This is a genomic window from Variovorax sp. GW821-FHT10C12 (assembly GCF_059415405.1).
On the sequence record NZ_JBWKNE010000001.1, the window covers coordinates 1,387,733 to 1,401,207 of the forward strand.

Annotated in this window: 8 protein-coding genes; 6 read left to right on the forward strand and 2 right to left on the reverse strand. The window is 73.3% G+C overall.

Annotated elements, in window-relative coordinates; all coding sequences use genetic code 11:
* Positions 1–4: 4 nt before the first annotated feature.
* Positions 5–2,803 carry a LuxR C-terminal-related transcriptional regulator gene (locus AC07OH_RS06600; RefSeq protein WP_495300032.1) on the reverse strand — a complete coding sequence of 933 codons (2,799 nt, stop codon included), beginning with the start codon at positions 2,801–2,803 and terminating at the stop codon, positions 5–7.
* An 83-nt stretch (positions 2,804–2,886) separates the two neighbouring features.
* Between AC07OH_RS06600 and AC07OH_RS06605 the strand changes: the two genes are divergently transcribed.
* The 5 genes from AC07OH_RS06605 (at position 2,887) to AC07OH_RS06625 (ending at position 11,242) form a co-directional block, all read left to right on the forward strand.
* Positions 2,887–5,655, forward strand: coding sequence for a winged helix-turn-helix domain-containing protein (locus AC07OH_RS06605; RefSeq protein WP_495300033.1), 2,769 nt, complete (start codon positions 2,887–2,889; stop codon positions 5,653–5,655).
* A 128-nt stretch (positions 5,656–5,783) separates the two neighbouring features.
* Complete coding sequence (locus AC07OH_RS06610) at positions 5,784–6,779, forward strand: Bug family tripartite tricarboxylate transporter substrate binding protein (RefSeq protein WP_495300034.1); 996 nt, start codon at positions 5,784–5,786, stop codon at positions 6,777–6,779.
* 14 nt (positions 6,780–6,793) lie between these two features.
* Entirely contained in the window at positions 6,794–7,648 is an 855-nt protein-coding gene (locus tag AC07OH_RS06615) for an enoyl-CoA hydratase/isomerase family protein (protein ID WP_495300035.1), read from the forward strand.
* A 22-nt stretch (positions 7,649–7,670) separates the two neighbouring features.
* Entirely contained in the window at positions 7,671–10,022 is a 2,352-nt protein-coding gene (locus tag AC07OH_RS06620; RefSeq protein ID WP_495300036.1) for an acyl-CoA dehydrogenase family protein, read from the forward strand.
* A complete protein-coding gene (locus AC07OH_RS06625) occupies positions 10,019–11,242 on the forward strand; it encodes a CaiB/BaiF CoA transferase family protein (RefSeq protein ID WP_495300037.1) in 1,224 nt (407 codons plus the stop codon). The genes AC07OH_RS06620 and AC07OH_RS06625 overlap by 4 nt, the downstream gene beginning before the upstream one ends.
* Positions 11,243–11,285: 43 nt before the next feature.
* Here AC07OH_RS06625 and AC07OH_RS06630 read toward each other — a convergent pair whose 3' ends face one another.
* Positions 11,286–12,260 (reverse strand): NAD(P)H-dependent flavin oxidoreductase, encoded by a 975-nt coding sequence (locus AC07OH_RS06630; RefSeq protein ID WP_495300038.1) that lies wholly within the window; start codon positions 12,258–12,260, stop codon positions 11,286–11,288.
* A gap of 164 nt (positions 12,261–12,424) precedes the next feature.
* Between AC07OH_RS06630 and AC07OH_RS06635 the strand changes: the two genes are divergently transcribed.
* Positions 12,425–13,474, forward strand: coding sequence for a CaiB/BaiF CoA transferase family protein (locus AC07OH_RS06635; protein ID WP_495300039.1), 1,050 nt, complete (start codon positions 12,425–12,427; stop codon positions 13,472–13,474).
* Position 13,475: the final 1 nt, after the last annotated feature.

Genomic DNA, 13,475 nt, shown 5'->3' on the forward strand with positions numbered 1-13,475 from the left:
TGCGTCAGTCCGGCGCGGTAGTGGCGCCGGCGTCCCACCCGAGGTCGCGCACGCGCGCCACGGCTTCGTCGCGCCCGGACACGCGCAGCTTGCCGTAGATGCGGCTCAGGTACCACTTGACCGTCTCGGGCGACAGGCCGAGCGCGCGCGCGATCTTCTTGTTGGGCATGGCCTGGGCCAGCAGGCGCAGCATCTCGACCTCGCGCTCGCTGAAGGCCTCGAGGCCGGCCGGTGCCGCAGCGGCTGCACCGGCTGCGGCGGTGTTGCCGGTGCCGTCCGCGGGCGTCTCGGGGCGCGTGCGCACGGCCAGCAGGCGCTCGACGTAGAAGGCCAGCACCGGATCGAGCGATTCGGTGCGCGCGAGCTCGTCGAGCATGCGGCGCGCCATCGGGTCGGCATCGACGATGCTGCGCAGCAGGCCGAGCCGGTGCCCGCGCCGCAGCGCGTCGCGCAGCTTGCGCCGGGCGGATTCGCCGCCCCCGCGCTGGGCGTCGAGCGCCGCGCCGCGCACCAGCAGGTGCACCACGCTGCGCTGCCGGCCGCGCGCCTCGCACAGGGCGAGCAGGTCGGCCAGCTGCGCGGCGGCGCGCTCGAAGTCGCCCAGCGTCACCGCCAGCCGGATGCGCGCGCGCTGCGCCACTTCGCCGATCTCGCCGGTCGACCCCGCGGCCGGGGCCGCATGGCGCGCGTCGATCGCCTCCAGCCGGGCCAGCGCCGCCTGCGCGGCCGTCAGTTCGCCGCACAGCAGGCGGCAATGCACCTCGTCGGCAAACCGGTGGGCCAGCAGGCGATCGAGCCGGTGGCGCGTGGCGTAGGTCTCCAGCCGCTCGAGGTGGGCGAACGCCGCGGCCGTGTCGCCGGCCTGCCAGGCGGCCGCGGCCAGCACCCGGTACACGCGCAGCACGGCATCGGGCATGGCGATGCGCTCCAGCATGCCGACCTTGTCCTCGAGCAGCGCGCGCGCCTGGCGCGAGTCGTCGAGTTCGTAGAGCACGTCGGTGAGCAGGCTGAGCGCGAGAAAGCGCGCATCGGCGCCGGCCTTGCCGGCCTGCTCGGCTTCGGCCGCCACGGCGCGCAGCACGCGCTCGGCCTGCGTCATCTGGCCTTCCATTGCATAGCTCAGCCCGACCAGGCAACGCCCCTGCAGGCTGCCGGCGGCGGTGGCCACGAGCGGTGCGCCGTCGACCATCAGCGGCGGCGCCTCGCGCTGCACGCGGCGCGCCTGTTCGTAGGCGCCTTGCTGGATGTGGAGCCACGACAGGATGTTGTGCCGCACCCCGACGGCCAGCGGATCGGCGTCGGGCGGCACCTGCAGCAAGGGGGGCAGCATCGCGAGCGCGGCCTCGGTGTCGTCGCGCTGCAGCGCCAGCGCGGCCTGCAGCGCCGCGACGTGGAAGCGGTGCGCGACCGCATCGGCCGGCAGGTCGCGCGTGAGTTCGTCGAGCGTGCGCGCGCAGGCGTCGAGGTCACGCTCGAAGAACTGCGTGCGCACCAGCCACAGCCGCATGCTGAAGCTGCGCTGCAGCTGCTCGGCCGGCAACTGGCGCAGCAGCATCGCCAGTTCGCGGCGCTCGCCGCGCACGATGAGCGACTGCGCGCACTGGTCGACCAGCGCCGCGGCCTGCGCCGGATCGCCCGACTGCACGGCATGGCGCACCGCGTCCTGCAGCAGGCCCCGGTCGCGAAACCAGGTGAAGGCGCGCGCGTGCACGGCTTGCCGCGCGGGCTCGGCAAGGGCGGCGAAGCGGGTCAGCAGCGCGTCGCGCAGCAGCGGATGCAGGCGCAGCCAGGTCTCGCCCGACGGGTGCTCGAGGCGGTCGACGAACAGGTCTTCGCTCTCCAGCCGCAGCAGCAGCGTGGCCACGTCGGCGACGGTGTCGGGCGCGTCGGCGAGCGCGGCGCACAGCGGTGCGCACAGGCGATGGCAGGGCGCCGCGCGCACGAGCAGCGCGAGTTCGCCGGGCGACAGGTGGGCGTACACCTCCTGCTCGAAATACCGGGTCAGGGCCGTTGCATCGCGGGCCGGCAGGCCGGCGAAGGGCTGGCCTGTCGAGGTGGTGGCGGGGGTGCGCCGCTTCCTCTTCCAGTCCAGTGCGAAGAAGCGCAGCGCGGCCACCCAGCCTTCGCTGAGTTCGTGCAGGCTGCGCGCGGTGCGGGCATCGACGTCGTCCACGTGGGACTTCAGGAACTGCGCGCTCTCCGCCGCCGTGAAGCGCAGGTCATGCCGGTCGAGCTCCAGCGTCTGGGCCTGGCTGCGCAGCCGCTCGAGCGACAGCCGCAGGCGTCCGCGCGAGACGAGCACCAGGTGCAGGCGGGGCGGGGCGTAATCGAGCAGCCACTGCAGCGCCTCGAGGACCGCGGGGTGGCGCAGCCGGTGCAGGTCGTCGAGCACCAGCACCAGTTCGCGCGGGGAGGCCGCGATGGCGCGCACCAGCGTGATGACCTGCCGCTCGATGGCATCGGGGTCGGCACCGAGGCCGGGGGCGGCGGGCCACGCGGTGCTTTCGCGCGCCAGCACCGGATCGACCTGCGCCACGCCGGCCAGCAGGCCCGCGAGAAAGCGCGCGGGGTCGTCGTCGGCGGCGGCCGGCGCGAACCAGGCGACGTCGACACCTATCGGGACCAGCGCCCGCCGCCAGGCCGCGACGAGCGTGGACTTGCCGGCGCCGGCCGGCCCGGTGACGGCGATGCAGCGCAGCTGCCGCGCCGCGTCCAGCCGCGCCAGCAGGCGCTCGCGCCCGACCGCGGCGGCACCCGGGCGCCGCGCGGCCTCGGGCAAGGCGGGAGGGGGTGGGACCGGCATCGCGGTCGATTGTGCAGCAGCGTGACGGGGCGACCCCACCCCCTGCGGGTGGGGCCGGGCACGGTGCGCGAGAATCCACGCCGATGCCGACCCTGCCCACCGAGCGCACGAAACACAACGATGCGCAGCCCGTGTCCGGATCGCTCCCGCGATCCGCCGGGCTTTTGCTGTCGCGCGAAACCTTGCTCGCGCGCCTGTCCTTGTCCACCTCGGCGCCGCACCGGCTTGTCGTCGTCCAGGCGCCCGCGGGCTGCGGCAAGACCTCGTTGCTGCAGCTGTGGCGTCGCGAGCTGGTGGCGACGGGTTCGGAGGTCGCCTGGGTCGCGCTGGGCAGCGACGACAACGACATCCCGCGGCTGGTCGATGACCTGTTCGCGGCGCTGGAGGCGATCGATGCCGCCATCACGCGCGAGGCGCGGCTGCTGGCCGGGCGCGGCAGCGATGCCGAGGCGGTCGAGCGCATGGTCATCGCGCTGGTGCAGGGCATTGCGGCCAGCGGGCGCGACATCGTGCTGGTGCTCGACGACGCGCACCACCTGCACGGCGGCGAGGCGGTGCATGCGATCCAGCTGCTGGTCGAGTACGCGCCCGCCAACCTTCGCTGCGCACTGGCCACGCGCACCGCGCTGCCGCTGTTCCTCGCGCGGGCGCGCGCCGCCGACCGGGTGCTGCAGCTGGGGCCCGACGACCTGCGCTTTTCGCGCGACGAATCGGCCGAGTTCCTGCGCGGGCGGCTGTCGGGCGCCGACGACCGCATCGCCGAGCGCCTGCATGCGCTGACCGACGGCTGGCCGGCCGGGCTGCAGCTGCTGAGCGTGGCGCTGCGCCGCCGGCCGGGCGCGCTGCCGGCGCAGCTCGAGCGTGTCTGCGATCCCAAGACTTTTTCCGCCTACCTCGAGCACGAGGTGCTGTCCCGCCTGGCGCCGGAAGAGCTGCGCCTGATGGTGTGCTGCGCGGTGTCGTCGCGCTTCAATGCGTCGCTGGGCGCCGCGCTGCTCGGCGAAGCACAGGCCGCGGCGCGCTGCGCGGCGCTGCTGGGCCGGCTCGCGGGCGAGGGGCTGTTCATGACCCGCGCCGCCGGCGCGGACGACCCGGCGGCGTGGTGGCGCATTCATCCGCTGCTGCGCGACGTGCTGCGTGCCCGCTTCGAGACCTGGCCGGCGCCCGAGCGCCGCCGCGTCCATGTCGCGGCCTGGCACTGGTTCGCGGCCGAGGGCCTGCACCACGATGCCGTGCGCCATGCGATGCAGGCCGGCGAGGCCGACGCCGCCGTCGAACTGGTCGAGGGCTGCGCGAGCGACCTGTTCGTGCGCGGCGAGCTGCGCCAGCTGGTGAGCCTGGTGCGGCTGCTGCCGCCCGCGCTGCTGCGCGAGCGCGCCGGGCTGCGCCTGTGGATGGCCTGGGTCGAGGTGTACGAGCGGCGGCTGGCCGACTGCGCGCACACCGTTGCCCAGCTGCGCATCGACCTGGCCGACGCGCCGCCCGCCATGCGCTACCGGCTCACGCTGCTGCGCGGCCTGCTGGCGGTGCAAAGCGACGACACGCTCGGCGCCATGGCGATACTGCAGGAGCTGCAGCACGCGCCCGAAGGGGCCGACGGCATCGCGCGCGCCGGGCGGCGCAACATCCTGAGTTGGCTGTACATCTACCGGGGCGAGTACGAGCGCGCGCGCCGCATCCAGCTCGACGAGGAGCCGCCGCTGGTCGAAGGCCAGGTGCTGCACGGCACGCCCTTCGGCGCGCTGGTGGGCCGTTGCCTGGTCGGGCTCGCGCACGGGGTCGAGGGCCAGATGATCCAGGCCGAGCGCATCTACCGCGACGTGCTGTTCGAAGCCGACCAGCGCGGCGGCAGCTGCGTCGACGCCGCCTGCATGGCGGCCGGCCTGCTGGCCGAGGTGCTGTACGAACTGAACGACCCGGTCGCCGCGGCGCAGCTGATCGAGCAGCGGCTCGACGTGATGGAGCGGGTGTCCATTCCCGACACGGTGGTGCGCGTGATGCTGGTGCTGACGCGCGCCCACGGCATGGCCGGCCGCCCGCTCGACGCCTTCGCCCACCTGGAGCAGGTCGAGGACTACGCGCAGCGGCTCGGCCTGGACCGCGTGCTGGCCTACTGCCTGCTGGAGCAGTTCAAGCTGCACGCGCAGCGCGGCGAATCCGAGGCGGCGCGCCAGTGCATGGCACGGCTGGACGCGCTCGACGCGCGGCACGCGGGTGTCGAGTCCGAAACCCTGAGCGAGATCATGGTGGTCGCCGAGCGCGCGCGCATCCGCCTGGCGATCTGGGACGGCGATCTGCAGGGCGCGCTGCGGCGCATCGACGCGCTGTGGGTCCTGTGCGAGCGGCGCGGACGCATCCGCCGCCTGGCCTACCTGCACCTGCAGGCGGCCGTGCTCGAGCGTCGGCTGGGCCGCGACGACGTGGCGCGCGAGCGCACCCGCGAAGCCCTGCGCATCGGGCACCGGCTCGGGCTGGTGCGCTCGCTGCTCGACGCCGACCCCGACGCGCTGGCGCTGATCGAGGCCGTGGGCAACGAGCCCGGCACGGACCCGCTGCTGGCCTTCTATGCCCGGCGCGTCCAGGCCTCGGCCCGCCAGCCGCAGGCGAATGCAGGGGGCGGGCAGGGCGCAGGCAGTGACGCGGCCCGCACCGCCTCGTTCGAATTGCTGAGCCCGCGCGAGACCGAGATCGTGCAGCTGCTGCAGCAGTCGATGCCGAACAAGAAGATCGCGCGCGCGCTCGGGGTGTCGCTCGACACCGTGAAGTGGCACCTGAAGAACGTCTACGGCAAGCTCGGCGCGACCGGGCGGGACGACGTGGTGCAGCGGCTGCGCGCCGCCGGGCCGAGGTAGCGCACCCCCACCCGGGTTTTCCCGAGCCGCCCCACAGGGGTGGGGTGTTCGCCGCACCGAACCGGATGATGACCTCCAGCGCGTCGCGTCGTTCCTGAGCGCGACAGCGACTTCCAGGAGACGCATCCATGTCCATTCGATTTCTTCTCTTTGCCGCTGCGGTCCGCGCGCTGCTTGTCGGCGCCGCGTTCACGGTGTGCGCCCAGGCGCAGGCCGCCGGCTACCCCGAGCGCCCCGTGCGCATCCTCGTGGGCGTGCAGGCCGGGGCCAGCACCGACACACTCGCGCGGCTGGTCGCGCAGAAGCTCGGCGACCGGCTGGGCCAGCCGTTCATCGTCGAGAACCGCACCGGCGCGGCCACCCGCATCGGCATGGAGACCATGGCGCGCGCGCCGGCGGACGGCTACACGCTGGGCCTGGCGAACGCGGTCTCGACCAGCTTTCCGCTGATGTTCGACAACTTCCCCTTCGTGCCCGGCAAGGACTTCGTGCCGGTGTCGATGGTCGGGCGCGCGCCGTCGTTCCTGGCGGTGCGCAGCACGCTGCCCGTGCGCAACGTGGCCGAGTTCATCGCCTACGCGAAAGCCAACAGCGGCAAGCTGAGCTTCGGCTACGGCGGCGCGGGCAGCAACCCGCACGTGGCCGCGCTCACGCTGGTGCGCTCGCTCGGCGTGAAGGCCATCGGCGCGCCCTACAAGGGCAACGCGCCCACGGCGCTGGCCGTGGCGGCGGGCGAGGTCGACTTCGCGATGCTCGAGTACGCCGCCGTGCGCCCGATGGTGGAGCGCGGCAACATCCGCCTGCTGGCCGTGACCGAGCCCAAGCGCTTCGCGCTCACGCCCGACGTGCCCACCGGCGCCGAGCAGGGCCTCACGCGCGAGATCGAGGGCATGACGCCCTGGTTCATGTGGCTGGCGCCGGCGGGCACGCCCAAGCCGGTGGTCGAGCTGCTCAACCGCCACGTCAACGAAATCCTCAGGCTCCCCGAGGTGCAGCAGCCGCTGCGCGCCGCCGGCATCGAGCCCGAGGGCAGCACGGCCGCCGCGGCCACCGACTACTTCCTGGGCGAGCGCGCACGCATCACGCGGCTGTCGCAGGAGCTCGGCGTGTCGTTCAAGGAATGAAACGAAAGAACCCCATGGCATCCGACACCGAGATCCTTTCCCTGCGCGAATCGCGGCTCGTCATCGACGGCCCGGTCGCCGAGTTCTCCCACCAGCGGCCCGGCGCGCGCAACGCGCTGTCGATGGAGCTGCGCGCCGACTACGCCGAGATGCTGGCGCGCGTGCGCGAGAACCGCGCGCTGCGCGTGCTGGTGCTCACCGGCTCGGGCGGCAGCTTCTGCGCGGGCGGCGACGTCAAGGGCATGAACGAGCGGCTGCAGGACCCCGACCCCGAACGCAATTCGCCCGACGCCACGCGCCGCCGCCTCATGGATTCGCAGCTGTGGCTGACCCAGCTGCGCGAGCTCGACCTGCCGGTGATCGCCGCGGTGGACGGTGCGGCCTACGGCGCCGGCTTCGGCCTGGCGCTGCAGGCCGACTTCATCCTGGCGTCGACGCGCGCAGCCTTCTGCATGTCGTTCGCGCGCATGGGCGCCGTGCCCGACTACGGCGCGCTGTACACGCTGCCGCGCATCGTGGGGCTGGCGCGCGCCAAGGAGGTGATGCTCACCGCGCGCCGCATCGGCGCGCACGAAGCGCAGGCCATGGGCTTCGTCCATGCGGTGCACGAACCCGAGGCGCTGGCGCAGGCCGCGCGCGACTTCGCGCACCGGCTGTCGGCCGGCCCGCGCGAGGCGGCCGCCATGACGCGCAGCCTGCTCAACAAGAGCTTCGAGACCGACTACGCCACGCTGGCCACGCTGGAGGCCTGCGCGCAGGGCGTGGCCATGGCCTCGGCCTACCACGCCGAGGCGGCGGCGCGCTTCGCACGCGGCGAGCCGGGCCTGTTCGACTGGGACCGCGACAGCGCCGCGCCGCAGCAGAAATAGAACGAGAAAGAGCACCTTCATCATGTCCCCTCATGCATCCACCGCCGACCTCGAGGCTTTCCGCGCCGAGGTGCGCCAGTTTCTGGACGAAGCCATTCCCGCCGACATCCGCGCCTCGGTGCGCGCGCACTGCCTGGTCACGCGCGAGCAGGCCAGCCGCTGGCAGCGCATCCTGCATGCGCGCGGCTGGGGCGCGCCCGGATGGCCGCGCGAACACGGCGGCCCCGGCTGGTCGCTCGTGCAGCAGGCCGTGTTCCGCGAAGAACTCGCCGCCAGCGACGCGCCGCGCTACGAGAACCTGGGCATCGACACCATCGGCCCGACGCTGATGCGCCACGGCACGCCCGCGCAGCAGGCCCGCTTCCTGCCGCGCATGCTGTCCTTCGACGACTACTGGGCGCAGGGCTACTCCGAGCCCGACGCCGGCTCCGACCTGGCCTCGCTGCGCACGGCCGCGCGGCGCGAGGGCGACCACTACATCGTCAGCGGCACCAAGATCTGGCAGAGCTACGGCCACTGGGCCAACTGGGCGCTGGTGCTGGTGCGCAGCGACGCCGGCGCGGCGCGCAAGCAGGACGGCATCTCGGTGCTGCTGATCGACCTCGAATCGCCCGGCGTCACCGTGCGCCCGATCCGCTTCATGAACGGCGCGCAGTTCCATGTGCAGCTGTTCTTCGACGACGTGCGCGTGCCGGTCGAGAACCTCGTCGGCGTCGAGCATGCCGGCTGGAGCGTGGCCAAGGGGCTGCTGGTGATCGAGCGCCTGTTCGTCGCGCGCGTGGCCGAGTGCAAGGCCGACCTGGTCGAGACCGGGCGCATGGCGGCCGGGCGCGGACCCGGCGGCGCCTCGCTGCTCGAACAGGACGTGTACGCGCGGCGCTTCGCCGAGCTCGACGTGCGCGCCCGTGCGCTCGACGCCGCCTGGTGGCCCGCCGTGCGCACGGTGGAGGCGGGCGGCGACGCGGGCCTGGAGGCCTCGCTGCTCAAGCTGCAGGGCAACACGCTGCTGCAGGACCTGCAGCAGCTGCAGCTCGAATTTGCCGGCCTCGAGGCGCTGCCTTGCGATGCCGGCGCGATCGAGGGCGTGCCCAACCCCGCGCCGCTGTCACCCACCCATGCGGAAAACCTGGCGCTGCATGTCTGGCGCTACCGGGGCATCACGCTGGGCGGCGGCACGTCCGAGGTGCAGCGCGGCATCGTCGCCAAGGCCATCTTCCGCGGACAGAGCGCGCTCGATGGCGATGCCGGCGAGCCGCTGAACGACGAGCAGGCGATGCTCGACGCGGCACTGCGCCGCCTGCTGGCGCAGCGCTACGCCTTCGAGCACCGCCAGCGCGTGCTGGCGGACCACGGCGGCTTCGACGCGTCGTTCTGGCAGGCATTGCACGAACTCGGCATCGGCAGCCTGTGCGTGCCCGAACGCGACGGCGGCTTCGGCGGCGGGGCGGTCGAACGGTGCGCCGTGATGGAAGCGACGGGCGAGGCGCTGCTGCTCGAGCCCTTGCTCTGGAGCACGGTGCTGGGCGCGCAGCTGGTGAGCGACACGCCGCCTTCAGCGCTGCGCAGCCGACTGCTCGAGGGCTTGGCCGAGGGCTCATTGCGGCTGGCGTTCGCGCACGGCGAAGGCAACGGCGTGGCCGATGTCGCACGCGTCGACACCCTCGCGCGGCGCCACCGCGACGGCTGGCGCCTGAGCGGCCACAAGCGCTTCGTGCTGGGCGGCGACGGCGCGCAGACGCTGCTCGTGAGCGCGCGGCTCGAAGACGGCGGCCTCGGCCTGTTCGCCTGCGATGCGGAGGTCGCAGGTGTGGCACGGCGCAGCTACCGCCTGCACGACGGGCGCGGCGCCTGCGATGCCGTCTTCGACGACGTGGCGCTGCCGCTCGACGCGCTCATGGCCGGGCCCGAGCGCGCCGGCGAGATCATCGAAGAGGCCGTGGCCTTCGCCACCCTCGCGCTGGCCGCCGAGAGCGTCGGCGCGATGCGGCGCGCGCTGGCACTCACGGTCGACTACCTGCGCACGCGCAAGCAGTTCGGCCGTGCGCTGGCCGACTACCAGGCCCTGCAGCACCGCGTGGTCGAGCACTACCGGCTGTGGGGGCAGGCGCGCACGCTGGTGCGCGAGGCCGCGCAGGGCTGGCCCTCGGTGTCGCCGCAGGAGCGCGTGCGGCGCGTGAGCGCGGCCAAGTACGCCGCCGGCCTGGCGGGCCGCGCCATCGCGCTCGACAGCCTGCAGTTGCACGGCGCTATCGGCCTGCAGGACGAGACCGCCATCAGCCACTACGCCAAGCGCCTCATGGCCAACGACGTGCTGCTCGGCGATGCCACCTTCCATCTCGGCCGCTTTGCCGCCGCAGGAGCCGCGACCCCATGACCTCCCGCAAAGAACCCGCCCGGGGCCAGGGGCCGCTGGCCGGCCTGCGCGTGCTCGACATCGCCACCGTGGTGGCGGCGCCCTCGGCCGCCGCGCTGCTGGCCGACTACGGCGCCGAGGTGCTCAAGATCGAGCTGCCCGGCGTGGGCGACGGCTGCCGCGCCTTCCCGCCCTTCAAGGACGGCAAGGCGCTGTGGTGGAAGGTGACCAACCGCAACAAGAAGCTGATCTCGCTGGACCTGCGCAAGCCGCGCGGCCTGGCGCTGTTCAAGCGCCTGCTGCCGCGCTTCGACGTGCTGATCGAGAACTTCCGTCCCGGCACGCTCGACCGCTGGGGCCTGGACCGCGACACGCTGTGGGCGCTGAAGCCGGGCCTCGTCATCCTGCGCGCCACCGCCTTCGGCCAGACCGGCCCGTACCGCGATCGGCCGGGCTTCGCGCGCATCTTCGAGGCCATGGGCGGGCTGACCTACATCTCGGGCGAGGCCGACGGCCAGCCCATGCATGCGGGCTACCCCATCGGCGATTCGATCGGCGGCCTGTTCGGTGCGCTCGGCGTGATGACCGCCCTGTGGAAGCGCGCGGCCCACCCCGAGGCGCCGGGCGAGGAGATCGACCTGTCGCTCACCGAGGCCATGCTCAAGCTGATCGAGTTCCTGCCGATCAAGTACGACCTGCTCGGCGAAAGCCACGAGCGCTCGGGCAACACCAGCCAGTACGCGGCCCCCACCGGCGTGTACCGCACGCGCGACGGGCAGTGGGTGTCGCTGTCGGGCAGCACCAACGCGCTGTTCGCGGCCAACTGCCGCGCCATCGGGCGCGAGGACCTCCTGGCCGACCCGCGCTTCGGCAGCAACCCGGCGCGCTGCGCGCACACGGCGGAACTCAACGCGCTGTTCGCCGACTGGTTCCTGGCGCACGACCTGAACGAGGTGCTGGCCTCCTTCGAGCGCCACCAGGGCACGCTGGCGCCCATCTATTCGGCGCGCCAGATCGTGGAAGACCCGCAGGTGAAGGCGCGCGGGTTCCTGTGCAGCGTGCCCGACCGCGACTTCGGCGAGGTGCGCATCCAGGGCGTGGTGCCGCGCTTCCTGCGCGACCCCGGCGCCATCCACACGCCCGGCGGCGCGATCGGCGAGGACAACGCCGAGGTGTTCGGCGAATGGCTCGCGCTCGATGCGGACGAGCAGGCACGGCTGCGGGAAGAGGGCGTGATCTGAGGAGGGGCGCCACGCGCCCCATGCCTCGCACTGGGCGCGTGTCTCAGGCGGCCACGCCGAACCCCAGCCGCGCCCGCGCGTCGTCGTATTCGCGCCGCAGCCGGGCACCGATCTCGGCCGCGGGCCGGACTTCGCCGATGCAGCCCACGCCTTGCCCGGCCGACCAGATGTCGCGCCACACCTTGGCCTTGGCCATGCTTTCCGAGCCGAAGTCTTCTTCGACGGCGCCGCGCGCGGGCAGGGCGTCGGGGTCGTAGCCCGCCGCCGCCACGCTGCTGCGCAGGTAGTTGGCATGCACGCCGGAGAACAGGTCGGTGTAGACGATGCCTTCGGCCGGCGCGTCGAGCACGGCCTGCCGGTAGGCCGGCACGATGCTCGCCTCGCTCGCTGCCAGGAAGCGCGTGCCCATGTAGGCGAGGTCGGCGCCCATGGCCTGCGCGGCCAGGATGTCGTCGCCCCGCGTGATCGCGCCGCCGAGCAGCACCAGGCCGTCGAACCACTGCTTCACTTCACCCACCAGCGCGAAGGGCGACAGGTGCCCGGCATGCCCGCCGGCGCCCGCGCACACGAGGATCAGGCCGTCCACGCCGGCCTGCGCCGCCTTGCGTGCGTGCCGCTGGTTGACCACGTCGTGGAACACCAGGCCGCCGTAGGCGTGCACGGCTTCCACCACTGGTGCCGGGTTGCCCACCGACGTGATGACGATCGGCACGCGGCGGCGCACGCAGGTCGCGAGGTCGGCGGCGAGGCGGTCGTTGGTCTTGTGCAGGATCAGGTTCACCGCGTAGGGCGCGGCGGGCGCGTGCGGGGGCGCCGCGTCGTGCGCGGCAAGCTGCTGCGCGATGGCATCGATCCACGCATCGAGTTCGGCGGCGGGGCGTGCGTTCAGCGCGGGAAACGAACCGACGATGCCGGCTTTGCACTGCGCGACGACAAGCTCGACGCCGCTGGCGATGAACATGGGGGAGGCGACGGCCGGCAGGCGCAGCCGCTGGAGCAAGGGGTGAGGGGAGGTCATGGCGCAAGTAGATGCCGCCGCGCACGCCAAGGCCCCACTCTTCAGGAGTGGGTGAGAAGGCCGTGGCCGCGCGGATCATCGGATGCGGGGTGCCGCCACCGGCCGCCCCCGAACAACAGCGAACGCGCGGGGCCCGGAAGGCCGCGCAAGAAAGGCAACTCCCGATGAACGAACACGCCCCCGCCGCCCCGGCGCACTCCCAGCCCTTGCAGGGCATCCGCATCGTCGAGTTCGAGGGCATCGGCCCGGGCCCGGTGGCCGGGCGCATCCTGGCCGCGCTGGGCGCCGAGGTCACCGTCATCGCGCGCCCGCACAGCGGCGCCGTGCAGCGCCTGGGCAGCACCACCGACAACCCGCTGCGCGCGCGCAAGCAGGTCGTCACGCTCGACCTGAAGACGCCCGAGGGCGTGGCGCAGGCGCTGGACCTCGTGGCCACGGCCGATGCGCTCATCGAAGGCAACCGCCCGGGCGTCATGGAGCGCCTCGGGCTCGGCCCGTCGGTGTGCGCGGCGCGCAACCCGCGCCTGGTCTACGGCCGCATGACCGGCTGGGGCCAGGACGGCCCGCTGGCGCAGGCCGCGGGACACGACCTGAACTACGTGGCGCTGACCGGCCTGCTGTCGCTGTCGGCACAACCCGGCGCGACCCCGATGGTGCCGCCGACGCTGGGCGACGCCAGCGGTGCGCTCGGCCTGGCCTTCGGCATGGTCAGCGCACTGCTGGGAGCGCGCAGCACGGGGCAGGGCCGCGTGGTCGACGCGGCGATCCTCGACGTGGTCGCGATGCTGGGCACGCTGGTGCACTGGCTGCATGCCAACGGCAGCATCGGCGGCACGCAGCCCAGCGTGTTCCACGACTCGCCGTTCTACGACGTGTACGCCTGCAAGGGCGGCGGCTTCGTCACCGTCGGCGCCATCGAGCCGCAGTTCTACGCCTTGCTGCTCGACAAGCTCGGCATGGCCGACGTGGACCCGCGCGAGCAGATGCAGCGCGAGAAGTGGCAGGCGCTGAAGCAGCGCTTTGCCGCGTGCTTCCTGGGTCGCACCCGCGACGAATGGTGTGCGCTGCTCGAGGGCAGCGACGTGTGCTTCGCGCCGGTGCTGACGATTTCGGAGGCCGCCGTGCATCCGCACAACATGGCGCGCCGTCTGTTTCCGCAGACGCCCTCGGGGGCGATCGATACGCAGGTGGTGCCGCGCTTCGCGGCGTTGTGAA